Annotated in this window: 32 protein-coding genes; 13 read left to right on the forward strand and 19 right to left on the reverse strand. The window is 45.2% G+C overall.

Going from position 1 to position 22,857, the window contains the following annotated elements; all coding sequences use genetic code 11:
• Positions 1-41 precede the first annotated feature (41 nt).
• The 4 genes from MSED_RS07840 to MSED_RS07855 form a co-directional block, all read right to left on the reverse strand.
• Positions 42-1,361, reverse strand: coding sequence for a CoB--CoM heterodisulfide reductase iron-sulfur subunit B family protein (locus tag MSED_RS07840; RefSeq protein WP_374108054.1), 1,320 nt, complete (start codon positions 1,359-1,361; stop codon positions 42-44).
• Between the two features lie 148 nt (positions 1,362-1,509).
• Complete coding sequence (locus MSED_RS07845) at positions 1,510-2,352, reverse strand: 4Fe-4S dicluster domain-containing protein (protein WP_012021489.1); 843 nt, start codon at positions 2,350-2,352, stop codon at positions 1,510-1,512.
• A gap of 70 nt (positions 2,353-2,422) precedes the next feature.
• Complete coding sequence (locus MSED_RS07850; protein WP_012021490.1) at positions 2,423-2,665, reverse strand: sulfurtransferase TusA family protein; 243 nt, start codon at positions 2,663-2,665, stop codon at positions 2,423-2,425.
• An 18-nt stretch (positions 2,666-2,683) separates the two neighbouring features.
• A complete protein-coding gene (locus MSED_RS07855) occupies positions 2,684-3,100 on the reverse strand; it encodes a DsrE/DsrF/DrsH-like family protein (protein WP_012021491.1) in 417 nt (138 codons plus the stop codon).
• Between the two features lie 194 nt (positions 3,101-3,294).
• Between MSED_RS07855 and MSED_RS07860 the strand changes: the two genes are divergently transcribed.
• The 4 genes from MSED_RS07860 to MSED_RS07875 are packed head-to-tail and all read left to right on the forward strand — an operon-like array spanning position 3,295 to position 5,915.
• Positions 3,295-3,696, forward strand: a complete 402-nt coding sequence (locus tag MSED_RS07860; protein WP_012021492.1) for a DsrE family protein — start codon at positions 3,295-3,297, stop codon at positions 3,694-3,696.
• Positions 3,697-3,701: 5 nt separating this feature from the next.
• Complete coding sequence (locus MSED_RS07865) at positions 3,702-5,024, forward strand: dihydrolipoyl dehydrogenase family protein (RefSeq protein ID WP_012021493.1); 1,323 nt, start codon at positions 3,702-3,704, stop codon at positions 5,022-5,024.
• Positions 5,014-5,355, forward strand: coding sequence for a hypothetical protein (locus MSED_RS07870; RefSeq protein ID WP_048060113.1), 342 nt, complete (start codon positions 5,014-5,016; stop codon positions 5,353-5,355). The genes MSED_RS07865 and MSED_RS07870 overlap by 11 nt, the downstream gene beginning before the upstream one ends.
• Positions 5,352-5,915, forward strand: coding sequence for a thioredoxin family protein (locus tag MSED_RS07875; RefSeq protein WP_012021495.1), 564 nt, complete (start codon positions 5,352-5,354; stop codon positions 5,913-5,915). Before MSED_RS07870 ends, MSED_RS07875 begins: the two co-directional genes overlap by 4 nt.
• On the opposite strand, the gene MSED_RS07880 is transcribed toward MSED_RS07875, so the two are convergent.
• The gene (locus tag MSED_RS07880) at positions 5,893-6,216 is read right to left on the reverse strand and encodes a PIN domain-containing protein (RefSeq protein WP_012021496.1); all 324 of its coding nucleotides are present in this window, start codon (positions 6,214-6,216) and stop codon (positions 5,893-5,895) included. The genes MSED_RS07875 and MSED_RS07880 overlap by 23 nt on opposite strands.
• A gap of 43 nt (positions 6,217-6,259) precedes the next feature.
• On the opposite strand from MSED_RS07880, the gene MSED_RS07885 reads away from it, so the two are divergent.
• On the forward strand, positions 6,260-7,513 hold the full coding sequence (locus MSED_RS07885) for a DUF1641 domain-containing protein (protein ID WP_012021497.1): 1,254 nt from the start codon (positions 6,260-6,262) through the stop codon (positions 7,511-7,513).
• On the opposite strand, the gene MSED_RS07890 is transcribed toward MSED_RS07885, so the two are convergent.
• From MSED_RS07890 to MSED_RS07910, 5 genes are read right to left on the reverse strand one after another with little or no spacing between them, the layout of a single operon-like run.
• Positions 7,478-8,503: a histone deacetylase family protein gene (locus MSED_RS07890; protein WP_012021498.1), complete on the reverse strand. Its 1,026-nt coding sequence runs from the start codon at positions 8,501-8,503 to the stop codon at positions 7,478-7,480. The genes MSED_RS07885 and MSED_RS07890 overlap by 36 nt on opposite strands.
• Positions 8,466-9,287, reverse strand: a complete 822-nt coding sequence (locus MSED_RS07895; RefSeq protein WP_012021499.1) for a hypothetical protein — start codon at positions 9,285-9,287, stop codon at positions 8,466-8,468. Before MSED_RS07895 ends, MSED_RS07890 begins: the two co-directional genes overlap by 38 nt.
• The gene (locus tag MSED_RS07900) at positions 9,288-10,355 is read right to left on the reverse strand and encodes a radical SAM protein (RefSeq protein ID WP_012021500.1); all 1,068 of its coding nucleotides are present in this window, start codon (positions 10,353-10,355) and stop codon (positions 9,288-9,290) included. It abuts the gene before it with no gap.
• The gene (locus MSED_RS07905; protein ID WP_012021501.1) at positions 10,352-11,251 is read right to left on the reverse strand and encodes a radical SAM protein; all 900 of its coding nucleotides are present in this window, start codon (positions 11,249-11,251) and stop codon (positions 10,352-10,354) included. The genes MSED_RS07900 and MSED_RS07905 overlap by 4 nt, the downstream gene beginning before the upstream one ends.
• Entirely contained in the window at positions 11,248-12,282 is a 1,035-nt protein-coding gene (locus MSED_RS07910) for a lipoyl protein ligase domain-containing protein (protein ID WP_012021502.1), read from the reverse strand. The genes MSED_RS07905 and MSED_RS07910 overlap by 4 nt, the downstream gene beginning before the upstream one ends.
• 157 nt (positions 12,283-12,439) lie before the next feature.
• Between MSED_RS07910 and MSED_RS07915 the strand changes: the two genes are divergently transcribed.
• The 3 genes from MSED_RS07915 (at position 12,440) to MSED_RS07925 (ending at position 13,914) form a co-directional block, all read left to right on the forward strand.
• Positions 12,440-12,988 (forward strand): hypothetical protein, encoded by a 549-nt coding sequence (locus tag MSED_RS07915; RefSeq protein ID WP_012021503.1) that lies wholly within the window; start codon positions 12,440-12,442, stop codon positions 12,986-12,988.
• Between the two features lie 89 nt (positions 12,989-13,077).
• The gene (locus MSED_RS07920; RefSeq protein WP_012021504.1) at positions 13,078-13,497 is read left to right on the forward strand and encodes a CoA-binding protein; all 420 of its coding nucleotides are present in this window, start codon (positions 13,078-13,080) and stop codon (positions 13,495-13,497) included.
• 69 nt (positions 13,498-13,566) lie between these two features.
• Positions 13,567-13,914, forward strand: coding sequence for a helix-turn-helix domain-containing protein (locus tag MSED_RS07925; RefSeq protein ID WP_012021505.1), 348 nt, complete (start codon positions 13,567-13,569; stop codon positions 13,912-13,914).
• On the opposite strand, the gene MSED_RS07930 is transcribed toward MSED_RS07925, so the two are convergent.
• The 3 genes from MSED_RS07930 to MSED_RS07940 all read right to left on the reverse strand — a co-directional run bounded on the left by MSED_RS07930 (position 13,900) and on the right by MSED_RS07940 (position 15,204).
• Positions 13,900-14,160, reverse strand: a complete 261-nt coding sequence (locus MSED_RS07930; RefSeq protein WP_012021506.1) for a sulfurtransferase TusA family protein — start codon at positions 14,158-14,160, stop codon at positions 13,900-13,902. The genes MSED_RS07925 and MSED_RS07930 overlap by 15 nt on opposite strands.
• Before the next feature lie 205 nt (positions 14,161-14,365).
• Positions 14,366-14,752: an HTH-type transcriptional regulator Lrs14 gene (lrs14, locus tag MSED_RS07935; RefSeq protein WP_012021508.1), complete on the reverse strand. Its 387-nt coding sequence runs from the start codon at positions 14,750-14,752 to the stop codon at positions 14,366-14,368.
• A gap of 98 nt (positions 14,753-14,850) precedes the next feature.
• Positions 14,851-15,204: a hypothetical protein gene (locus tag MSED_RS07940; protein ID WP_012021509.1), complete on the reverse strand. Its 354-nt coding sequence runs from the start codon at positions 15,202-15,204 to the stop codon at positions 14,851-14,853.
• Positions 15,205-15,238: 34 nt separating this feature from the next.
• Here MSED_RS07940 and MSED_RS07945 point away from each other — a divergent pair, with 34 nt between their 5' ends.
• Entirely contained in the window at positions 15,239-15,838 is a 600-nt protein-coding gene (locus MSED_RS07945) for a 7-cyano-7-deazaguanine synthase (protein WP_012021510.1), read from the forward strand.
• Here the strand turns inward: MSED_RS07945 and MSED_RS07950 are convergent.
• Positions 15,827-16,318, reverse strand: coding sequence for an aminotransferase class IV (locus tag MSED_RS07950; protein ID WP_012021511.1), 492 nt, complete (start codon positions 16,316-16,318; stop codon positions 15,827-15,829). The two genes, MSED_RS07945 and MSED_RS07950, sit on opposite strands and share 12 nt — an antisense overlap.
• A 51-nt stretch (positions 16,319-16,369) precedes the next feature.
• Here MSED_RS07950 and MSED_RS07955 point away from each other — a divergent pair, with 51 nt between their 5' ends.
• On the forward strand, positions 16,370-16,783 hold the full coding sequence (locus tag MSED_RS07955) for a glycine cleavage system protein H (RefSeq protein ID WP_012021512.1): 414 nt from the start codon (positions 16,370-16,372) through the stop codon (positions 16,781-16,783).
• Entirely contained in the window at positions 16,773-17,093 is a 321-nt protein-coding gene (locus MSED_RS07960) for a hypothetical protein (protein ID WP_012021513.1), read from the forward strand. The genes MSED_RS07955 and MSED_RS07960 overlap by 11 nt, the downstream gene beginning before the upstream one ends.
• On the opposite strand, the gene MSED_RS07965 is transcribed toward MSED_RS07960, so the two are convergent.
• The 3 genes from MSED_RS07965 to MSED_RS07980 form a co-directional block, all read right to left on the reverse strand.
• Positions 17,045-17,614 (reverse strand): hypothetical protein, encoded by a 570-nt coding sequence (locus MSED_RS07965; protein ID WP_012021514.1) that lies wholly within the window; start codon positions 17,612-17,614, stop codon positions 17,045-17,047. The genes MSED_RS07960 and MSED_RS07965 overlap by 49 nt on opposite strands.
• Positions 17,615-17,899: a winged helix-turn-helix domain-containing protein gene (locus MSED_RS07970; protein WP_012021515.1), complete on the reverse strand. Its 285-nt coding sequence runs from the start codon at positions 17,897-17,899 to the stop codon at positions 17,615-17,617.
• A gap of 250 nt (positions 17,900-18,149) precedes the next feature.
• A complete protein-coding gene (locus MSED_RS07980; protein WP_012021516.1) occupies positions 18,150-18,764 on the reverse strand; it encodes a hypothetical protein in 615 nt (204 codons plus the stop codon).
• 119 nt (positions 18,765-18,883) lie between these two features.
• On the opposite strand from MSED_RS07980, the gene MSED_RS07985 reads away from it, so the two are divergent.
• Together MSED_RS07985 and mvaD are read left to right on the forward strand one after the other, a co-directional pair.
• Positions 18,884-19,852, forward strand: coding sequence for a phosphomevalonate kinase (locus tag MSED_RS07985; RefSeq protein ID WP_012021517.1), 969 nt, complete (start codon positions 18,884-18,886; stop codon positions 19,850-19,852).
• On the forward strand, positions 19,836-20,807 hold the full coding sequence (gene mvaD / locus MSED_RS07990; RefSeq protein ID WP_012021518.1) for a diphosphomevalonate decarboxylase: 972 nt from the start codon (positions 19,836-19,838) through the stop codon (positions 20,805-20,807). The genes MSED_RS07985 and mvaD overlap by 17 nt, the downstream gene beginning before the upstream one ends.
• A gap of 33 nt (positions 20,808-20,840) precedes the next feature.
• Here mvaD and MSED_RS07995 read toward each other — a convergent pair whose 3' ends face one another.
• The gene (locus MSED_RS07995) at positions 20,841-22,064 is read right to left on the reverse strand and encodes an HD domain-containing protein (RefSeq protein WP_012021519.1); all 1,224 of its coding nucleotides are present in this window, start codon (positions 22,062-22,064) and stop codon (positions 20,841-20,843) included.
• The gene (locus MSED_RS08000; protein ID WP_012021520.1) at positions 22,064-22,780 is read right to left on the reverse strand and encodes a purine-nucleoside phosphorylase; all 717 of its coding nucleotides are present in this window, start codon (positions 22,778-22,780) and stop codon (positions 22,064-22,066) included. The genes MSED_RS07995 and MSED_RS08000 overlap by 1 nt, the downstream gene beginning before the upstream one ends.
• Positions 22,781-22,857 lie beyond the last annotated feature (77 nt).

Genomic DNA, 22,857 nt, shown 5'->3' on the forward strand with positions numbered 1-22,857 from the left:
CCCACTCTCAGATCATTTTTAATAAAAATAATTAAAAAGGTTTACTTAGAAGTGTTTGGCACCTGGGCCTTATCGCCCTTGTACCACTTGACCCTCTCTGGGACTGAGAGATAGAAGTCAATCTTCCTGTGGGGCTTGTAGAGATACTCGGGCTCGGCTTTACCTTCTCTTAGATCGGCTAAGTACTGAATGAACTTCTCCTTGTAATCGTCCACGTTCACACCTATCTTCCTCATGAATCCTTCTACGTCAGTGGCATGCCAGTGAACTTGGGCAATTGTGTAGGGATCAGCGCCCATTGCAATTGCCGCGAACTGAGCATCTGCCAATACTGGTAGGTTATAGTTGAAACCGTGAGCCTTTCCCGCCCACTGGCTCTTGTCTAGGGTTGTCACACATCCAGTGTCTGAGGTCACGAATATGTCAGCCTTTCCTTCCTCAACTGCAGGAATAACCTTCTTGAATAACGCAAAGCTTCTCGAGAACTCCCTCTCTGTCAGGATGTGCCTGAAACCGAAGCCGCAGCAGTCCCACCATGTGGAGTAATCGACTAGCTTGGCACCAAAGTTCTGGGCAGTACCGCTGGGAGCTGCCGGCCTCCTACCCTGGAATACCTCGGGGTCATATATTGTGTCCTCGGGCACCAACTTGTAAACGTGGCATGGAGTGTGAACTGCAGCCCTTATACCGCTAAGGTCATACTTCTTCTGCTGGGCTGCCTTCTTGCTCATGGTGTATAACCATTCTGAGTAGTGAACTACCTCCTCTGGAATCACTATGTCCATGTCCATTTTCCTCATTATGGGCCTTAACTTGTCCCTGATCTCCTTGTGAAGGACTAGCATGTTCCTGATCTCCTTATAGTGACCGAATGAAGTTCCACAGTGAATGAGTGGGAAGTAATCTATTTCGTAAGCCCTCCACATGTTCCTAACATAGACTCCAGCCAGCGCTACTGGGTTGGAAGCACCGGAAGCGTGATAGTTCCATCCAGTACATGAGGTTTGGTGTGGCTCGTCCATGTAGTCTATTTCCATCTTATTCATCATCCAGAACACAGAAGTTGGATAACCTGGGATGTGACCACACTGACCACAGCTCTTGTGTTGCCATAGCTTGGTGGTTGGAATGACCTTAGGGGTGCCGTTGAGGGTCTGCATCTTCACGGGGTTGTTATAGGGCTTTATGTGATGTACTATTATTTCGCCCTTGTCCTCTAGCTTGTAAAGCTCTTCCTTTACGTGTTGTAGGCCGTGAGGGGTGCTGTACCTGTATATAATCCTCTGATATACCTCGTTCCAGTCGACGTTGTCAGCCATGGGGAAGGCTTCCTTGAGCTCTTCCTCCATTTTCTTATCCATTTCCTGTGTAGCCAAACTTTACACCTTCAATCATTATTATTCCTCAGGGTTATATACTTTACTTATTAAACATTTTATGTAACTATGAAAGGTTTTTCTATACTCTAGCAAATAGCGAGAAAAAGGGAAAATAAGGTAAAAAGAAAGATTAAAGATCTAACCAGCTGTCTGGAAGTTCGTTCTCGTCCAGTTCCCCTTTCTGCCACTTCTCCTTAATCTCCTCTAACTGGGATTTCCTGTCCTCATAGATGTCCATTATCATGTCGTAGAGGTCCTTGTCAACTCCCCTGAGCGAATCCATAACTCCCGACTCAATCATTATTGTCATCATTTCCACTGCGGTCTGAAGTGAGGGGTGCCATCCTATATCTGTCCTCTGCATCAAGTCCACTGGAATGGCCTTCCTGTAAACATCCATGTTCTTGGACTCCTCGACTGCCTGTGGACCCCAGTCTGGGAAGGCATCCGGCTGGATCATGTCTGGAGTTACCTGGTTACCCATGGTTAACACGGTGTAGAGGACCCTTCTATACGGGGCAAGGATTTCCTTCGCAGAGGGTAGTGCGAATTGAACTGAGTACTCCCTTAGGAGCATAATGAGCCCAGCTATTTCGTTGTTGAAGGGGCATCTCATGGAACACGTGTAACACTGTACGCATGCCCATACCTTCTTGTTTGTGAACTCCCATATCTTGTCTACCTCATCCCTCATCATGTACTGTATCATTTCCCTGGGACCGAAGTCGTAAAACTTGGCTGCGGGGCAACCCGAAGTACAGACCCCACAGTTCAGGCAACCTCTTAGATACTCATCATATCTGAAATCTGACTTTACGGCCTGCCAGAACTTTATGGCAGTCTCCCTATCCTGAGGCGATAGATTCGAGAGAAGGTTTCTATCCTCCTCCGGTACCGCACCTTGAACTTCGTATGCCATGTCTAGAAATCTTGGATCATCGGGTAGTTGGAGTATACTCTTTGCTTGAGCCATCTTTCCACAGGTAAATAATGACAAAAGGTGACTTATAAGTTTTGTTAAAAAAAATCTAAAATAAAATAAGTTACTTGGCCCTCTTCACGAGGATCCTAGTTACACCGCCCTGTTGTTGAATGTCCAGAATCTGGTGTCCTGTTCTCCTCGCCCATGCCTCAATATCTGGCTTAGCAGCTGGATCAGTTGCTAGGACCTCAAGGACTTCGCCCACATTTATTTGCTTTATTGCCTTGGCTGTCTCCATTACAGGGCCAGGACAATACATTCCCTTTACATCTAGGGTTTTGGCTATTTTTGTTTCTTGTGACATTTATACCACCTTAAGAGTTTAGATAAATAGGGTTGTCCCTCCCTCGGCTCTATCCAGGAAGGTTGCAACGCCAACCACGTCGTCCACGAAGTCAGCTAGATCTTCCTTCTTTAGACCGAAGAATTCCATGGTTGTGGAGCATGCGTAGACCTTTACCTCACCAACCTCCTTGGCTTCTCTAACCATCTGATGCCACATGGGGAACTTCATGTCCATCATTCTCTTCATCATCATCGGACCCATTTGCTCGTAGTTTTTATCGACTTGCGGTTGTGCCTGCATTCCGTTCTTGCTAATTGCGTTTAAGCCCCAGAAGGTGAAGAAAAGGTTAACCTCATATCCTGAGGCAGCTGCGCCTGAAGCGAGAATACCCACAGGCATCAGCTTGTCTACTGTTCCTGAGAAGACTATTATGGATAACTTCTTTCCTGCCAAACTTTCACCAAAATATCTTTTATATCAAAAATATTTAAGCTTTGTGGTGTTGTTTATAATTTGTAAAAACATTCTTTAATTATCAATTAGATAGGTATGTAAGATACTTACCCTCTTTTCCCTAGAGATCCCTAGATGAATATGTTTGATAAAAAATATAAGTAAGCTAAATTAAATAATCATGAGGGATAGACTTGGCGCAAACCCAAACTGAACAAACACAGGAGGAACAGAAAAAGAAAATACTCATAGTTGTGACCCACGGACCGGAGGATTTGGACAGGACCTACGCCCCCCTCTTCATGGCATCAATCTCTGCCTCAATGGAATATGAGACATCCGTGTTCTTCATGATAAAGGGCCCATTACTACTATCAAAGAAATGGCAGGAAGACGAGAGAAAGAAGGGAGGAAACCCGTTCATACACTTCTTCGATATGGCAAAGGACAACAACGTAAAGATGTATGTGTGCGTCCAAAGCCTTAAGGACATGTGCCACATGAACGAAAGCGACGTTGTGGATGGAATAGAGCTTGTGGGAGGATCAACCCTAATAGATTTAACACTGGATGCGGACAGAACACTATTCTTCTGATTCCTATGAAATTTGACGTCGTGATAATAGGCGGTGGCTCTAGCGGTTACGTAGCGGGATCTGTACTAGCTAGACATGGGAAAAATGTGCTCGTGGTCGAGAAGGAGAAGTTCGGAGGGGTCTGTGTAAGGTCAGGATGCGTTCCAAGTATTTTTTTATATGATGTTTCTTTTTCCCTCTCTAGGTCCTCAGAGATTGGAAATTATAAGGGATTGACAATAGATGTTGGAGCGAGGGATATATTTGCCTCTAGAAACACGTTAATAGAATACCTTTCTGATGCTGGACAAAAACTGGTGGAAAACGCCGGTGGAACTACGCTGATCGGGGAAGCTAGGGTTAAGGGTTCGGTGGTTGAGGTTAACGGGAAGGAGATAGAATACGATAACATGATTATTGCCTCGGGCTCTTCCCCTCTTCTGCCCAGAATCAAGGGAGTAGAGGGTGGGATTACTGAGGACCAGGCAGTAAACCTGGATTACGTCCCTAAGGAGATGGTGGTGGTTGGAGGAGGATTTGCAGGCGTTGAGATAGCCCAGTTCTTCGCCAGGTTAGGATCCTCTGTATCCCTAGTTACACGAGGGAGAATTCTCCAGGAAATGAGTGAAGAAGCAAGGAAGATCATCCTAGATTCGCTGGAATGGGATGGAGTTACAGTGAAGGAAAATTGCGAACCTGTGTATCAGGATGGCAAGCTTCTGAAAACCACCTGTGGGGAGTTTAGGGGGGAGGTAGTTTACGCCACCGGGAGGAGACCAAACATTCCCGAAGACGTTAGTTCCGTTGGAGTGAAGGTTAACTGCAATGGGATAGTGGTCGACAGGTACATGAGGACCAGCAATCCAAGGATTTGGGCCGTAGGTGACGTTGTGGATAAGGAAAGGAAGGTAGCCCACTCTGCGATGATGGAGGGAATTGTTGCGTCCCTTTCTATCCTTGGACAACCTGTGGAGGTTGATTACTCGGTTGTACCGCAGGTAATCTACACAGATCCTCAAGTTGCAGTGGTGGGGAATAGGAGAAACGTAGTTAAGTTTAGTACTTTCCCGCTTAGTGCCTCGACCAGAGCCATCATCCATGGTATCAGGGAAGGGTACGTGAGGCTGGGTTTTGACGAGAAGGATAGGATATGTTTTGGCGAAGTGGTGTCTCATTATTCGGAAGAAATAATTAACATCGTTTCGATTGCAATTAAGGCCGGAATGAGGGCAAAGGATTTAGCCCTAGTTCCATTTGTTCATCCCTCGATCTCAGAGAGCGTAAGCAATACAGCTAAAGCATTATTTAACTTGGATGTAGATGTATTCAAGGATAAAAATGGAACTTAAGGAATACCTAGAGAAGAAGAACTTCTCATACTCAAAGAGCGGTGACGTTGAAATGATAACTATGGATGACTATTCCTTTTACGTTAAGGGTACAGACGTTCATATACCCATACCACTTCCTACAGGCAAGGAGAAACTTGACGATCTAGTAACCATGGGAACGTATTACGCTAGGGCATCAAGGTTAGTTCAAGGAATAGGCATGCCGGTAACCTATGCGCTAAGGGAGACAACTGTGGAAGTGATTGTTCACTTTAATGATCGAAATGAGTTGGAACAAAAGTTAATTAAAGCCCTTGAGGGAATTGAGAGTTTGAGGTATTTCATGTGAGTTACGATAGCATTGTTAAGCAATATCTCAAGGTTATAAAGGGTCTCAAGATAAACCACTGTAAGGCCTCCGAACTAATATCTCAACTTAGCGGGGCCAATATTCAGGTAGAGGAAAATGAAGGATGCGAAAAACCTCAGATTCATGTGTGGTCAAATGGCAGAAAGCACTTCTCATATCTCGGTATTCCAGCAGTAAATGAGCTGTGGCCTTTCCTGAATGCCCTAGTCAGGATATCCACCAACACTGTTCAACTGGATCCGCAGGAGCTGGACATGGCTAAAATGGTAAGAGGTAACGTGAAGCTGTTTGTTACACCCGATTGCACCAAGTGCCCCATCGCAGCTGAGCTTCTCTACCAAGTTGCCCTGGTTAACCAGAACGTAGAACTGGAGATCATAGATAGTGAAACCTACGACGATTTAGCTAAGAAATATCACGTCTTAAGCGTTCCAAAGATAGTCCTTAACGACAAGACCGAGATACCTGGCGGATTTCCTCCCAACATTGTCCTGAAGATGCTAGTTAAGTCGAGCTCTAGTCAGGGGACACAACCTTAACCCCTAGCCTTTCGGCCTCCTTCTTTACCTTTTCATCTGAGGCAATCAATATTGCCTGTAAATCTGACGCAACCATTATGGCCTCTGCCTCATGCATGGGTAACCCGGAAAAGGTCCCAGGTTTATGCGAGTAAGCTCTGACCCATACACCCCTATCCAGAGCGTAATCGATGTTAATGTGATTCTGGAGTGCGTAGGAGACACCGTACGTGGTGACAATTAACTTATACCCTGAAAACTTCTCGAGGATAAGTGCTAGCTTAGGGTAGGAACTCGGTGAGATTACGGCAAACATATTCATTAAAATTATTTAAGTAATGATATATAAGGAGTAGTGAAACAGTATGTCGCAACAGGACCCATTGGAAATTTTGCTCAAGGAAGAAAATTTACAAAAAATCACTAAACTAATGGATGTTCTACCTGCGTTCGAGAAGGTCGCTGAGAAACTAAGCGAGATGGACAAGAAAGGGGAACTAGACTTCATGTTGGATATGCTGGGGCAGGTTGTGAGCATTGCTGATGCGATGCAGAAGGCTGACCTGATGAATACGTTAGTTTCATTTGGTATGGATCAGATAGGGAAGGTTCAGGCTCTGTGGCCTCTCCTGGAGAAGATGACCAGTGATAGGGTAATTAACATTATCCAGCAACTCGATATAGACTCCACCCTAGGAGCTCTTGAGAAGCTCACCCCAGTACTTAACAAGCTAACTAGCGATAAGGCGATAAAGGTACTACAAAGTATAGACTACGACTCCCTCCTGGAGTACATGGGATCCCTGACACCGCTACTTAGTAAGCTGACGAGCGAGAAAACCTTGAAGATAATACAGAGCCTAGATATGGACGCGCTTCTGAGCGCTGCTGAAACCATGACACCAACGCTCGCCAAACTTGCTAACATGATGAGCGAGATGCAGAAATCCGGCCAACTGGATAATCTCATGAACCTAATGCAACAGGGACTTGCTCTACTTGACACTGTCCAGAAGACCGACCTAATAAATACCCTGATAGCCTTTGGTATGGATCAGATAGGGAAGGTTCAGGCTCTGTGGCCTCTCCTGGAGAAGATGACCAGCGAGGATACAATTAACATGATTCAGAAGATGGACATTGACGGTTTACTCAAGGCTATGAATTCCTTAATGCCCATGATGCAGAAGCTCACAAGTGATAGGGCAATTAAGCTGATCCAGCAACTGGATGTAGAGAGCATGTTGGGAGCCTTTGAGGCGTCAATGCCCATGTTGAAGAAGCTGACCGACGAGAAAACAGTTAAGGCACTCGCTCAGATGGACATGGATTCCATGATCAACCTAATGATGAAGTTTGCTGAACTGCAGAGAACTGGAGTTATGGATAGGATGTACAAACTCATGGACGTAATGGCAGATCCACAACTGGTGGATACAATGGTTTCAGTCATGGAGAAGTTCGCCAAGGCCATGAAGATATGGGCTAGCGATCTGCCTAACGTGAAACCTGTGGGTATAGGAGGACTAGCAGGCCTGACAAGGGATCCAGATTCCAAGTATGCCCTTGGAATAATGACCTCCCTACTCAAGGCTACTGGGAAGGCGTTCAAGGAGTAGATCCACTAATTTTTTCACGTAAGCCTTTTTCTCCTCATCTTGTGTGGGCATTTCATCCTCTGACCTGTTTCCCATGAGTCCCTTCACAAAGGAAAACATAGAGGGTGCTGAACCTGGACCGTAGCCTCCTCCTCCAAAGGAAATAATCCTTGCGTTAACCCTCCTAGCTAACCTGCTCACCTTTAGGCCCAGTAAATTGAAGGAGTTCGTGGTCAGATTGAGGGATTTGAGTCCGTCATCCTTATGCCCATCTACCCCGGCAACCACGAGTAGGACTGATGGTTTGAAGTCTTCAACCACATCGAGCAACCTTAATGCCTCCTGAAACGAGTCGTCAGCAGAGCCCAGAGGTAACCCGACATTGAAGTTATAACCCGTCCCTTCTCCTTTCCCCCTTCTCCTGTAATCACCGGTTCCCGGGAAGAATTTGCCATCATAAGCGAAAATATTGATCTTGAGCACTGGTTTGTCATAGAACATTTCCTCCACTCCATTCGCGTGGTGGGCGTCTACGTCAACCAGTGCGACCCTTTCTCCCATTTTCATGAGTCTCGATATCGCTAAGTTAACGTCGTTTATGGGGCAAAAACCCATGGATCTTGATCTAGTGGCATGATGAAATCCCCCCAGCGGAATGTAAATTGAGTCAAAGAACCTTGACATGAAGATTGCCGTGAGAGTCGAACCCGCAACTAGAAGAATATCGTCAAACATGCCAGGGTAATGAACCGTGTCCCCCGAATCTAGGAAGCCAATGTAAGGGAGGGAACTAACTTCCTTGATCTTTCTTAGAAGGCTCTCATCGTGAACCTCGAGCAGATCCTCGTACGTGGCAGGTTTAGGAGATATGAAGTAGACATTGAGAGTTGAGACCAGCTCCCTGAACCTCACGATTCTGCTCTTGGAAACGTCCCTTATCATGGGGTGGGAGAAGGAGATCTCCCTAAACCTTTCATCCCAGACTATCCCTAATGAGTCCCCATACGTCAACTTCGTCTCCCTCCTTAAGGTCAAGTTTACCAAATATCCTGACCATGGGTTTTCCCCTGAACGCGAGGATGCTCTCCAGGAGAGGCAGACCGTCTACAGGTTTGTTGGCCATCACCCTAAATACTGAGTCATATTCCCAGTTCTTAATGAGTCCTCTCCTTCCCTCAAAGAGGCTGAGATTACGCCTTGTTCTAGCTATGCGGTACTCCCTCTTCCCCACAAGGATTTTCCCTCTACGTTCGATCCCAATTAACCCACCGTAACCAGCATATGGAAGACTAGCGTTTAGTATGCCACCGCAACAACCTAGACCAGTGAAGTCACCAGCACTGGCGTAGGTGGATAGCCTCACATCGATGAAATTTTCGGAGACTGTAACAACGTTACCTATGGCCTTGTCCTCTGGTGTCTCAACCGCAGGAAAGGAGAATCTGAGACCTTCTATGTGGGCGTGCCTGAAGTCTCCCCCCGTGTAGGGGGAGGATATCATCTTCCCCAGTGCCTCACCTGGTTTAATTTCCTCCCCCGGTTCAAGGTAGGGATCAACGTGAAGTATCTTTAGGGTCTTGGAATTACTTTTCACCAGGATAAGGAAGTCGTGGTCCGTCTCCGCAAATCTATTGGGTCTCCCCACCTTAAACTTCTCCACGGACAGAACTACCCCGCTAAAAAAGGAGATAAACTCCAGTTTATCGTAAAAGCCCACATCCACGGCAGACACATTCACGTGAGAAGGAAAACCACTGGTGAAAAAACTGACTAAGCTTCCCTCAGGAAAGTTCATTTAGTTCAGGAACCTCTTCGCTAGAGGTAATCTTGAGGACTTAATCGCATTTAACGTCTGTTTCTCGTTTGGATACCATGGAATGTTCCTCAACCTATCTCCAGGTCTCTCGTTCGAGTAGGGCCTATTGCACCCAGGGCATCCGCTAGTCAGGAATGCACCTGATAGTTCTTGGAGAGTGATATCGGAACTCAGGTTGATGTCCACCAGCTGTCCCTTTTCGTCGAAAACGAAGTCCTCAGGCTTAACCAAGTCGTTCTCTATTAACCACCTGGAGATCTGCATCCTCCTGTAAACGTGGACTGGGACTGGCTTCCTATTCTCCATGGGTGTGGATTCCTCCGGATAGAAGGCAAAGAGGCTTATCTTGGCACCCCTGGAATGGGCGTAGAGCATAAGGGAAACCGCCTCCTGCTCGGTTTCGCCAAGCCCAATTATTAGATGTATTCCAGCGTTCTTCTTACCAAAGACCTCAACTGCGTCATCTATGGCGTGGATATATCTTTCCCAGCTGTGCATGCTTCTCACGGGTTTTCCTCTCACGGCATCAAATACCCTCTTGCTAGCAGCGTCTATGGCAACGTCTATCATGTTTCCACCTGCCTCCTTCATCTTGCGCATATCGTCCTTGCTTGTGTAGGTGGCTGTAACTAACTCGGAGATTTGAAGTTCTATTCCCTTCTCCCTGATTCTCCTTGTTATCTCCACAGAGTCGGGAGATGCCCTGGGATGAGCTAGTTGGCCAACGCAGATCCTCTGTAGTCCGTAGTTCGGATCTCCCTGTCTCTCCTTTATCCTATCAAGGACTGCATCCAAGGGACGCAATGGCCACTCCACCCTTATTAGGGTCTTGCACTCAGGGCCTTGGCTGACCTCCCTGGCTTGACCGCAATAGATGCAGTTTGCCTTACAACCATCTGGATAGTACTGGAGAAGGTTTATGGTAGTGTTCAGAGCTCCCTTCAGAAACTTTCCGGGTGAAAAACCTAGTACCATGTCTGCCCCGAAGCTGAGCCTTACCCAATCAGGACTGCTTATGGATTTTACTTCATTTATTCTCAGATTCATAGGGACACCCGTAATAGGAAGTCATGTATCACATTGCCACAACATGCGTGGCTAAGAACCACCTCCCTCCTCCCCATGGCGTATTCTATGGTCTCTTGCGAGGGGAAAGCCATACCGTCTATTCCCTGATCTACTGCCATTTTCTCCACATCAAGGTAGGCTTTCCCCCTAGGTCTGGCACAGCCTAACATAACGGGGGAGGAGAAGAGCTCGCGAGCCCTCATGAGAACCTTTCCTAACTCCTCCGGGGAGGGTTCCTTGACTCCCCTGTAGGGGGTTCCTACCAGGGGCATCAGGCCCACAACAATCACGGCATCCGGATTAACTTCCTGCAGGAGTTCCAGTGCGTGAAGATCTCCTTCTACTCCCCTCTTGCTAAGTCCAACTATTACGTGAGGCGCAATCTTTATTCCTACCTCCTTAAGGTACTTAAAGGAGTTAAGATAGTCGTCAATCGTGAAGGGTTGACCTAAAACTTCGTTTATGGTCTCTTGGTCCCCGACCATATCCAGTAAGGCAATCTTTACCCCGCTATCCCTGAACCTCTTAGCTATTTCTCTGGATTTCACAACTCCAGTGTGAGCTATCACAGTGACGTTTGGGTACTTCTTGAGGACGTCGCTATACTTCCACACGGGGACGTCCCCCCTTGGTGAAGATCCTCCAGACAGGATTACGCCCTTGTGGCCTGCCTTACTGACGCTTTCAAGTATTTTCTCGAACTTCTCTCTCGTGGATCCGTCCTCCATTCCCTCAAGGACCCTAGTTTCGCAATGTTTGCAACTAAAGGCGCAGGATGTGCCTGTCACGGAGATGGGTTTCCATCCTTCCTCCGAGCTAAGGTAATCAGTCTCGTACCTCTTAAGTGATGGGGCATAGAAGAATATGGGTTTCATCTCACTAATCCCTCCAGAAATTGAATAAGTTGCTCCTTGTCCACCCCTAGAAACTTAACCCCTTGAAACCAATCCGAAACCTCTTTCCTAAGGTCCTCCACCCTGGACCACTTCAACCTAGCCTCAAGGTCGTAAATGCTCCTCCTAGGCTCAACGAAGAAGTCTCCCGTGATTAGAACCGACTGTATTAGTCCCTTCCCCGCCATCTTAACCTGAACCCTGAAGAGCCCTCCCGGAAGCTTAATCTCTCCCTGCCTAACGTCCTCCCCTTCCAAGGTTTTCCTTAGACCGAAAACCCACTCCTGCGATCTATACTTTAACTCGAGTTCCCTGATATTTTCTTCCTCTCTGGGTAAGTATTTCCCGTCGAGAAGTTCCACACCAAGCGACTCTTGAAAGGCTAATCTAGCCTCCTTTATGAGTTCCTCCATGGGAACAGAGAAACCCAGTTCCCTATTTAACCAGGTTATTCTCTCCCTGAAGTCCTTTGAGACCTTGTCCTTCATCTTCTCGGTGCTCAACTTTAGCGTATCCACCATGGCCTGTACATCAAAGTCCAGTAGAATAGTTCCAGTCACCGAGATGTACTTCCCCACGGAGAACGCTCCCAAACCTGAAATCTTTCTACCATTTATTTCAACGTCGTTTTTAGGCCTGAAATTAGCCTTGATCCCAAACCTTGAGAGGGTTGATATGACAGCGTCAGCCGAGCGCTTAATAGCCGATTCCACTGAGCCTCCCAAAAGTGATGACTCCGAATATATCTCCCAGCCCAGCTGATCGGGGCCCATGATAATTGTTCCTCCGCCCGTAGGTCTTCTACCCACATCCCATCCCCTCTCCCTTACCTTATCCAAGTTAACCTCCTGCTCTGCAGACTGGTGATATCCCAAGAGGACAGCAGTGGGATCAAAGATTACAAATCTGAGGATGGGATCTGATCCCTCAGCAACGGAATCCAGTAGGGCCTCCTCGCCGGCAAGGATCTTGTGCTGAGGTCCCCTCTCTACAATAAACCTAAAATTGGGCATTTCGTTTACTTAATGTAGGATATTATATATAAAGATTTTCCCCAAAAAACTTATTATAAGTATCTTTTTACTTTTTGTTTATTTTAAGCAAGGGGTGGCAATAGTTTAGGGTGAAGGTGTCAACAAGGTATTTTTTAAGGTAAGACTAGGGAAAGGCGTGATAAACGTTATAGGGATACTGGTGACCGTGGGTTTAATCGCTATAGCTCACGGCCTCGAACCAGATCACATCTCGTCAGCAAGGTTGGTTAAAAAGAGTAGGAAACTGGTGGAGATGGCAGTATTTCACTCTGCAGGTTTCGCCTTGATAGCAGTCCCAATTTCTCTCGTTCTAATCTACTTTAGTTACGCGAAAGCTGAGATAGAGGTAGCGTCTGACCTAGTGGGGATAATATTTGGCGTTCTTCTCTTGGTTTCAGGAATATTCGGAATGGAGTTTGAAGTTGAACCCAAGAGTACAGGCCTTCTTCAGGGCATGTTTAACGTTACCCCTTCCAAGATAGTTACCATAATTCTGGCCATGAATACTGGGTCAATCCCTCTAGGAGCGGGAGTGATAGCCTGGTTCGCCGTGGTGACTAGCCTCTCAATCATACTTGTTGGTGTGATAACCTTGCGTGTGCCTAGAAACCTCGATAGGGTACTGGACGTCATTATTGGAACCATAACCATTGCGTTCTTCATTTTCCTGCTGAGCGAAAGGTAACCTGTATCCCTTCAAATACCGTGTAAAATTCGATATTTGAATTGGAAACAAGTATTAACTTTTAAAATGTTAGACCCTTATATGAATTGATGGAAGAAAGCCAGATAAGATATGTGTTAACCAACTTCAAGAGAATCGCTACAATTGGATTTTCCAAGGATCCAGAGAAACCATCGCACAGGGTTCCCAAGTTTCTCATGGAACATGGATACGTAGTTTACCCCGTGAATCCCACTGTAACAGAGATCCTCGGAAGGAAGTCCTATCCTTCACTCAAGGATATCGAGGATGAGATAGAAGTTGTTCAGGTGTTTAGGCCCTCAAAGGATGTCCCTGTAATTATTGACCAAGTACTGGATAGGAAGAGGGAAAGAAATGACGTAAAGGCGATCTGGCTCCAAGAGGGAATAAGGGATGATAAATCCGCCGAGAGGGCCAGGGCCGAAGGTCTGATAGTTATCCAGGATAAGTGCATGTACAAGGAGTACGTAAAACTCTTTGGAGAATAATGTCGCGGTTTTGGGATGATGTCTGAAAAAATAGAAAAAGTTTTTAATGGACATACTTTATAAATATTTATGATGGAAGCTTTCGACACGTTCAAGGACACATTAAAAGAAAGGAAAGAGAGCATAAGATGTTGCTATAAGATTAGCGATACCGACGTTGAGTGCCTGTTTAAACTAATTGAACTTGGCGAGCCAAAGACGTCAGTGGAGCTCGGAAAGATAATGGGGCTAAGTAAGACTACGGTGGAAAATAGTATGAAGAAGCTAATAGAACTTGGATTAGTTGAAAGGATCAAGGTTGATGGCAAGAAGATTGGAAGGCCAAAATTCCTTTACGTCATTTCAGACAGCTTTCAGGAGAGAGTCAAAGCGGACCTCAAGAGATGTGCTGAAAAAATACTGTCAGCAACCTCCTAACTCCTGGACTTTACCTTCATTTCCGGATGAGGATCTCTTTTCGAGAACTAGGGTGTAGGTTCCATTCTGAGAAACGTGCTCTATAACCTTGCAATCCATCAACTTAACAGCCTCCATTATCATGTCGTCGCATTTGGGATCCTTAAACATGACCTTTAGCCTGCCCTCTTTCATTTTCATTAACTTTGCAGCTACTTTCATGAATGGTTCAGGACATTCTAGATCCAAAAGATTTAGCTCCTCCATGCAACTTAATGAATCCCAAAAAGCTAAAAAGTCTTCTTAATCATGAGAGAAACCATGAAAGTTGTATGTCCTGTCTGCAACAGGCTATTTGAAGCTGAATGCACTCCCTATCAGCAAAAGTATGAGGAAACTGTATACTATTTTGATACTGAGATATGCCAGCTCACTTTTATGAGAGAGCCCGAGAGATTCCGCTACAAGTGCCCTAAGGCTTCGGAAAGCTCTTGAGCTCTGCAGGAGTTAGACCACTAAAGAGCTGAGCGCAGTACTCGAAGTCCTTTACTATCTTATCAGTAAGAGCTTCCGCATCAACTGCTTTATATATGTACCTAGGCCTGCCTCCCTTAGATCCTTGATCCTTAACCCTCTCCACGAATCCAATGGAGATTAATTTATTCACCGACCTATTTATGGACGCCTTGCTGAGCTTCAACACTGAGGCTAAATCATCCTCGGTCTTTGGTCCCATATTTATCAGTGCCTTAAGTATCTGAAAATCCGTGTCAGATATATCGTAGCAGAAGCTTAGTGCCTCCACCAATCCTACTTCCCTTCCGGAAGGGAGTCTAGCTTTTAATTTTTGGACTTCCATTCTAACTCACATAATATGTGGTAAAAACGTATATATAAATCTTTGCTTATTTTAGCAAAAATGTATCTCGTGATTATTGCAAGAATAAAATATTCAGATCAAGCCCAAAGCCCCCTCTTCATGTCCTCGAGCTTAGTAAACAGTGATATCTGAAAGTATCTCATTACCTCAATTGTAAAGTTTATAGCTTCCTGGTCAGGCATTTGAGATATTTTATTTCTAAGTTCGTTAACGAACCTAGTCATATCGTTGAAAGTTTGTTTAGTCAACTCGTACTTGGATAGGTCTAAGATTTGAATCAGTTCCTCCTTGGTCTTAGCCTGCTTTATGGCGTTATACATTTGCATCACGACGCCTTTCCCGGTTTTCCCAAACAGAGCTTCCTCTGGATTTCGCAGCCACCTGGCATATGTGGCTGCAAGTTTTTTAGCCTCATTCTCCTTGCTTTCCATTAACTTATTTTCGTTTCATATTATTTAAAAAAGCATGAAGTCCCTTTTCCTGGTATCTGGTGGTCTCGATTCAACAGCGGGAATGTACAGGTTCAGGGAAATGGATTACGATTGCATGACTATCGATTACGGTCAGAGAGCATTCAAGGAGCAAGTGAAGTACGCGAGGATTAACTGCGAGAAACTTGGAAAGAGATTAATCGAGGTGAACATGAAAAAGGTGGGAGATCGTTTTAGAGAAGGGAAGTCCCTTATTCCGCATGAACCCATCAGGCACAGGAATGCCGTGACCATCCCCTTCGCCCTAACATATGCCTCGGAAATGGGTTACTCGGCTGTTTACGTTTTCACAGTGAGTGAGGAGTGCCAGTATGAATCAAATAAGCCTGAGATTATATCTGCTCTACGGAAACTTGCCGAGGCTCTCCGCATAGGTCTGATCTTCCCATTCTTGGGGCTATCCAAAGCCCACGTCTTGAGGATGGGGATTGAGCATGGTATGGATCCCCTGAATACCTATTCATGCCTACTAGGTCATAGGGCTCATTGCGGAAGATGTTCCCAATGCGAGTCGAGAAAAATGGCATTTAAGATCGCAGGAGTAGATGATAAGACCAAGTACCTATGGCAGTAATTTCAGCCTTTCTAGAGAACTTAGAACCTCGTTAAGATTCTTACCCTGAATGAAAGGACTGTACCTAGAACAATCTGCCCTTCTCACCACACATACTACCTTTATTCTGGAGTCGTAGAATCTCGCTGAAAGGAGATCCAGAGGAGACGAGCCTATAATCACTAAGTTCAGGGGATCCAGCCCGTTCTCCGTTACAAGCCTCTCCGTTGGTTCCTTGGATGGCTTAGTTCTTCCTGTGTTACACACAAATTTCTCGGCCAGCCCCACTTTCCTCAATATCTCTTGAGTGTCTTCACATGAGTAAGGGGAGAGAAGGTAAATCCGAGCCCTAGACCTAACCTTCTCGTAAAACCCAGGCCAATCTACGTTCACTCTAGTGGTCATGGGGACTGGTACATTACCGCCCTTGTAATTGGAATAGAGGGAATCCGTCGTATCCACATCTAGGACGATACCGTCAAGCCATATCCCAAAATCCATGGGTTTTTTAATAAATTAAGATTTATAAGTATTGATTACCGTAAATTCCACATGCAAATAAATGGCTTTTCATTCCCTGATGACCTTCTCTACGATCCGGAGAAACATGTGTGGGCAAAGCTAGAGGGTAACATTCTAACTCTTGGTGTTACAGACTTAGGACAATACATGACTGGAAAGATATTCCAGGTATCTGCTAAAAACGTGGGAGATAAGATCAATCCTAGGACGCCAGTATTCACGGTGGAAAGCGCCAAGTGGATAGGTAAGTTCAGGTTTCCGGTCCATGGCGAGGTGATAGAGGTAAATAGAAAGGTTTTGGATAACGCTAGCTTGCTTAACGATGATCCATACGGGAGTTGGATTGTGAAGATCAGGGTTGACGAGATGGACAGGAATGCCTTCAAGCCCTTAAGTGAAGTGAAGGAGATATTCGAAAAGGAGGCCAGCAGAATTGCTAAGTGACAAGGAGGTAGTGCTTCAGGCTATTGAGATGGTAGGTAAATGGGATGTGATGCTTGCTGGAATAAATGGCAATGAAATACTTATTGTCTCGAAGAGGGAGTGCCCTAACTCTCTGTCCATAGATGGTAGAAATCTTAATGTTAAGAGGTATGATCCAGATACCTACATCAATATTCTCCAGGAAGACGAGAACGTTTTTAGAAATTACAAGGTATATTACTTCGTCAAGGTCTACATGAGGAAAATTCTAGATCTCCTCGCCTATTTAGAGGTCTCAAGACTCTCTATGGACTTTAAGACGTTAGAGTAATCCCTTGACAGGGATATATACAGGAAGATTGATAGAAAGGTGTAATAGAGCGCAACTAATTCGATTCCGTAGATCAGTCCTAGGTCCATCAGTTCGGCGTCATAGGGCAACAAGATCACAAGGGCCAAGCCAAGTATGCTGATCATAATCATGACCCTTACCTGAAAAGATATTGTCAATATTCTCGAAATTGTCCTATGGGCCTTCTCGAACCTGTTGATGCTATCCCCGATCTCACTAAGCTGGCTCCTTATATCTCCAATTCTAGTTCTCATGAAATCCAGCAGGTCCCTATCATTCATTCCAACCAGTGACCCAATTAGGCTCTGTTGAACCAGGTCGTTATCTGAAACGAAACTAACAATTTGCTTGAAGGTGTATAGTAGAAAAAGATCTTCAACCTTCTGCGACGCCGGTTCTAGTTTCCTCACAAGTCTTTGAAGACCGTAGTATGAGAGCGTTAATTCCAACAGGATTATTAGCGAAAATAAAAGCGCCTCCTGGACAAATGTTGTAGCCATCTAAGATAATTCGTTCAGCGTTGAATTTAAGAGTTCATCCAATCTCAGCTCAAGTTTTCTGATTTCCCTGAAGTTAGAAAGGATCTGCTGTCCCTTCTCGGTAAGCACAAATGAACTATCTTTCTGTTTAATCAGTCCCTTATCCTTTAGTATGGATAGGTATTTCTCTGTTAGCCCTTCGCTCAGATTTGCATTCTTCATGATTGAGGACTTACTACCGCTACCACTACTAACAACCTCGAGGATATCGGCAATTATTTCTATAGAAGTCCTTCGTGATCTCATGAATGAATATTACCTTTGTTCTTTTTAAGTATTTCCATTACACATCATGATTGGCCAGGCTAACAAGATGTAAAAATTCAAAAGGACTAGTAGATCTTGATTGGCCAGTTTCAGCACAAGAAGGGGTTAGACTGGTTATCCAAATAAGGATATTTATGGGGAAAAACTGCATTGAAATCTTTAGACTTGTTCTAATCTTCGATCAAAATTGCTATCTATTTGACAGAAACAAGCTCGACCTGAGAATCTCTTACGTCTTCGATGATCCTGATTGGGATTGATTCTGTTTCGCTGTTAAGGACATTAGGTTCTTTATTACCTCTGCGTCTTTCTCTCCACGATATTTACCGATCAACTCCACTAATTTCTCTAGTTCATCATTCGACGTCTCCTTCTCAAGTGTCTGAATCAGTTTCCCGAATAACTCCTTGCTTAGAAGCTCCATCATCTCGGTGTACTCAGGAATGGTGAGCTCAGGGACTTCGGAAAGAAGCTGAATGTAACCTGTGGACACTATTCTAAGCCCCTTTTCCACAAGGTTAGATATCTCCTCAGGCTTAGGTCTCTCTTGAGTTGAACCGAGGGATTTAAGCGATTCGAGAAATTTGGTTAACCTATACCTCTGGAACTCCAGCGAAATCATTGCGTTCCTGACGTTCTTACTCGCTATATACCTTATTTCGCCTGAATCCCTCACGACCAAAACGTACTGGGAGAAGTATAAATCCTCAATAAGTTTCACGATGGAGTCCCTACTAAGAAATGGAGATAGCGTGGTAAAGAGTTGATCAATGGATACTCCTCCATAACCCTCCTTAGCTATTGCCACCAGAACTGTCCTGTGCTTCTTGTCAAGAAAGTCCATGTGAAAATTCTATAATCTTGAATAAAGAAATTAGCTATTTCCCGAGGAAGGTGCTCTATCCTAAAACGCGGAAAGTGTAACTGGAATAGTTTTATCGCCTAAGCGAGCTACTACACCTGATGCAAAGCTTTGAAGTGAGTGCTCCGGGGAAGGTCCTGTGGATCGGGAGCTACTCGGTGGTATTTGGTGGGATATCGCATGTCATTGCAATTGACAAGAGGGTTAGGTGTAGATGTGAGGAGTCGGAAAGACTAGAATTTATAACGTCGTATGGTAACTTCTCCGAAGGCCAGAACGAACTCATAGACAGTGTGCTCAACGAGGTTAGAACAATCTACGATATTCCCCGCTTGAGGGTATATCTCATAAACGATCCTGCATTTCAGATAGATGGGAAGAAAACTGGGTTAGGGAGCTCATCTGCAGGGACAGTGGCATTGACGGCTTGCCTCAGTTACGCCGTAACTGGAAAGTTTGATGTGGACCTGGTGTACAAACTTTCACAGAGGGCGAACTATAGACGACAGAAGGGAATTGGTAGCGGTTTCGATATAGCTGCGGCGACCTACGGTAGCGTGATATACAGGAGATACAATGACATCAACAAGGTTGATTCTGTGGTGGAAAGGCTAGACATCCCACAAAACATACAGATACTTCTAGGTTTTACGGGAAGGAGTGCCAGCACAGTGAATCTAGTAAGGAGGTTTGAGGACACCAAGAACAATCCAAGGTTTAAGGAACTAATGAGTGAGATTGAGATAGATAATGAAATCGCAATAAAGCTGTTGAGGTTAGGGAAAATTGATGCTGCAGTTCCACACATAAAGCTGGCTAGACAGAACTTGAACCTGCTTTCGAAAGAGGTGGTAGGAGTGGAAATTGAAACAGAAGAGGATAGAAAGCTCATGAGCTTAGCCGAGAAAAACGGCGCCTTGATATCCCTGATGCCCGGGGCAGGTGGAGGAGATCTCATACTAGCTCTAGGGGAGAACCTTGCGAGAGTCAAGGAGACTTGGGAGAGGATGAGCATTAGAACCATTAATGTGAAACAAGATGAAGGTGTGAAAATTGAAGCTAGAAGCTGAGGCAGTAGCGCCATCCAACATTGCCATAGTAAAGTACTGGGGAAAAAGAGATAGGGAACTAAACCTACCCTTAAACTCCTCCCTTTCCATATCCCTGGACTCACTGTGGGTTAGATCCAGGGTGATATTTGATGAGTCCCTTGATAAGGATGAGGTAATCATAAACGGTAAAAGGTTAAGCGAAAACGAGGTAAGGGAGTACGCTGGAAGAGTCTTAAGGAGGTTCAGGGACCTATACGGAAAAGAGTTATTTGCAAGGGTAGAGTCCACAACCAATTTTCCCAGCTCAGCTGGATTAGCGTCATCAGCGGCAGGAATTGCAGCTCTGACCTATGCCTCAAATGCAGCCTTGGGACTTGGATTAAGTAATCGAGAACTTTCCAAGATTGCCAGAGTTGGATCAGGGAGTGCTTGCAGGAGTATGTTCGGCGGATTTGTAAAGTGGAATAGGGGTGAGCTAGAGAGTGGAGATGATTCTTTCTGCGAGGAAATTTTCCCTCCTGATCATTGGCCAGATCTTGTGGATATTATACCTATTTTCGGAGAGGAGAAAAAGAAGGTGTCCTCGAGAACGGGAATGGAGAACACTGCTACTAGTTCTGCTCTAATGAGATGCAGACTTCAATTCATAGAGGAAACATTCAACGAAGTCATTGACGCTATTAGAACTAAGAATGCGGGTAAGTTCTTTCAACTAACAATGAGACACAGCAACAGTATGCATGCAGTAATCCTAGATTCGTGGCCTCCCATGAACTATCTTAACGAGAAATCGTTCAGGGTGATGGAATGGGTGGTTGAGTTCGGTAAGGCTGCATATACCTTTGACGCTGGGCCTAATCCTCATATATTCGTACTGGAAAAGGACGTGGATGAGGTCTTGAAATTTTTAAACGAAATTGGGAGCACGAAGACCATTGTAAGCAGGGTAGGCAAAGGTCCCTATCTGATCTAGCTCCCTAGAGTTCTGTTAACCCAAGGCATATATCTAGTCCTTACATTCGCTCAATATCTTCTCATATTTTCTTCCCAGATCGTCTCTGCTCACGTGATATCCCACTACCACTTTCCTTATTTCGCTCAGTGAACCAATCAAGGGAGATACCCTTTTCAACCTTTCCACTCCATGAGGGGTGAGTATATAAACAGCCTCATCCTTCTCCTCCCTATATGGAACATCGTTGAATTCGTGATAAATGAGGAGACCACCCGACGATCTCATATCCTCACGTATCTCCTGTTTTATCGACTCCAATTTCTCAATGCAGTTAGGACTGGGTTCTATCTTGATTCTCCTGAAACCTTGCCTATACATTATGGCATCGCGTAACTCACGCCTGACATGTTGTAGCTTGGAAATCACAAAATTATCATCGAATACTAAAAAATCCTCCACTTCCACTGGCATCTCTATGATCCCATCCCTAAGTAACTGGGCTATAGCCTGTGAAAGAATAGCGTTATACATTCCAACAACACTGTGGAAATACACGTTCTGAAACATGTACATCCTTGCAAGGAGAAATTGCTCCACTATGGGCAAGACTTTGCCTAGAACAACCAACATGTCATTCTCGAAATATAGAAATCTCTTCATTCTCTCGATGTCGAACTGCCCATATTCCACGCCTGCATAATATGAATCCCTGAGAAGGTAATCGCTCCTATCTGCGTCGATGAAATTGGAAATTATTAGATGAGCTAATTTCTCTTCCCTGTTACGCGGTGTCTCCATCAGCACTCTAGTGACGAACTTGACGGGGTCCTCAAATGTCTTGAAATTCTTCTCCAGGTCAGATGCGAGACCCTTCTCAATCAGTTGAGTGCCTAGAATTACGTGGGTTTTCTTATCTTTCTCAAACACATCTACGCCATAAACCTGCCTCGCGACCTGAAGGGCGTTCTCGAAGGTGTGGGAGAAGGGAAGGTGACCCACGTCATGGAGCATCGCAGTTACAGCTATCAGTTCCATGACCTCTTGGTCTAACTCGAGGGAGGAATTTTCCCGGATGTACTTTAGGAACTCAAGGGAAAGGTGCATGACCCCGAGGCTATGCTCAAAACGCGTATGGTTCATCCCGGGGTACACCATGTAAGCTAAGGCAGTCTGCTTCACGTATCTTAGACGCTGAAAAAGGGGATTTGATACGATGGGAAGTAGCCTATCTGGTACCTCTATGTAACCATGAACTGGATCTCTTATTAATTTCATTATTTCATTTCCGAAAATACGGTTAAAATCGATTTTGCACCGTTGACAACGCTTCTTTCGAGGTCCTCCTTGGAAATCCAGTTACCGCCAGTAGCTAGGTTATCGCTTACTACCACCACCGCGGCAGACTTAGTTCCCCTCAATCTACTCAGGAAGAAGAGGGTGGCACATTCCATCTCCACGCCAATGTTCCCCCTATCGGACCACCTCTTCACGAAGTGCTCATCTTCAGCATAAAATGCGTCGCTACTGAAAATATTTCCAACATGGAATCTGTATCCAGCTGAGGAGAACTGCGTAATCAGCCTAGACACAAGGTCGTGATCAGGGGTCGCCGATACTGATGTGAGATCTCCCACATACTGGAAGAAAAGTCCTCCTGGATTGTACGACGCTCCGGTTGGGATAATGTACTCCCCTAGGCCTATTTCGGGCCTCAGTGCTCCGACCGTACCGAGCCTAACGAATGTACTGCCCCCTAGCATGTGTAACTCCTCAAAAACTATGGCCATTGATGGTCCTCCTATACCGTGGGTTGCAATGCTTACCCTAGTATCACGGTACAGACCAGTATATACTAGGAAGCCCCTGTTCTTGTTAACCAGTTTGGGGGACTCCAACAATGAAGAGAGTAGCTCCGCCCTTCCGGGATCTCCTACAACTAAAACCTTCTCTGCGACGTCTCCCTTCTTTGCGAGGATGTGTACGGGGTTCATCTAGCATATCCCTTCATGGAACTTTTAAGATTAGCGTAGACTTGATATGGCCATTCCCATCGTGTCTTAGAATACGA

This window comes from Metallosphaera sedula DSM 5348, assembly GCF_000016605.1.
GTDB classification, from domain to species: domain Archaea; phylum Thermoproteota; class Thermoprotei_A; order Sulfolobales; family Sulfolobaceae; genus Metallosphaera; species Metallosphaera sedula.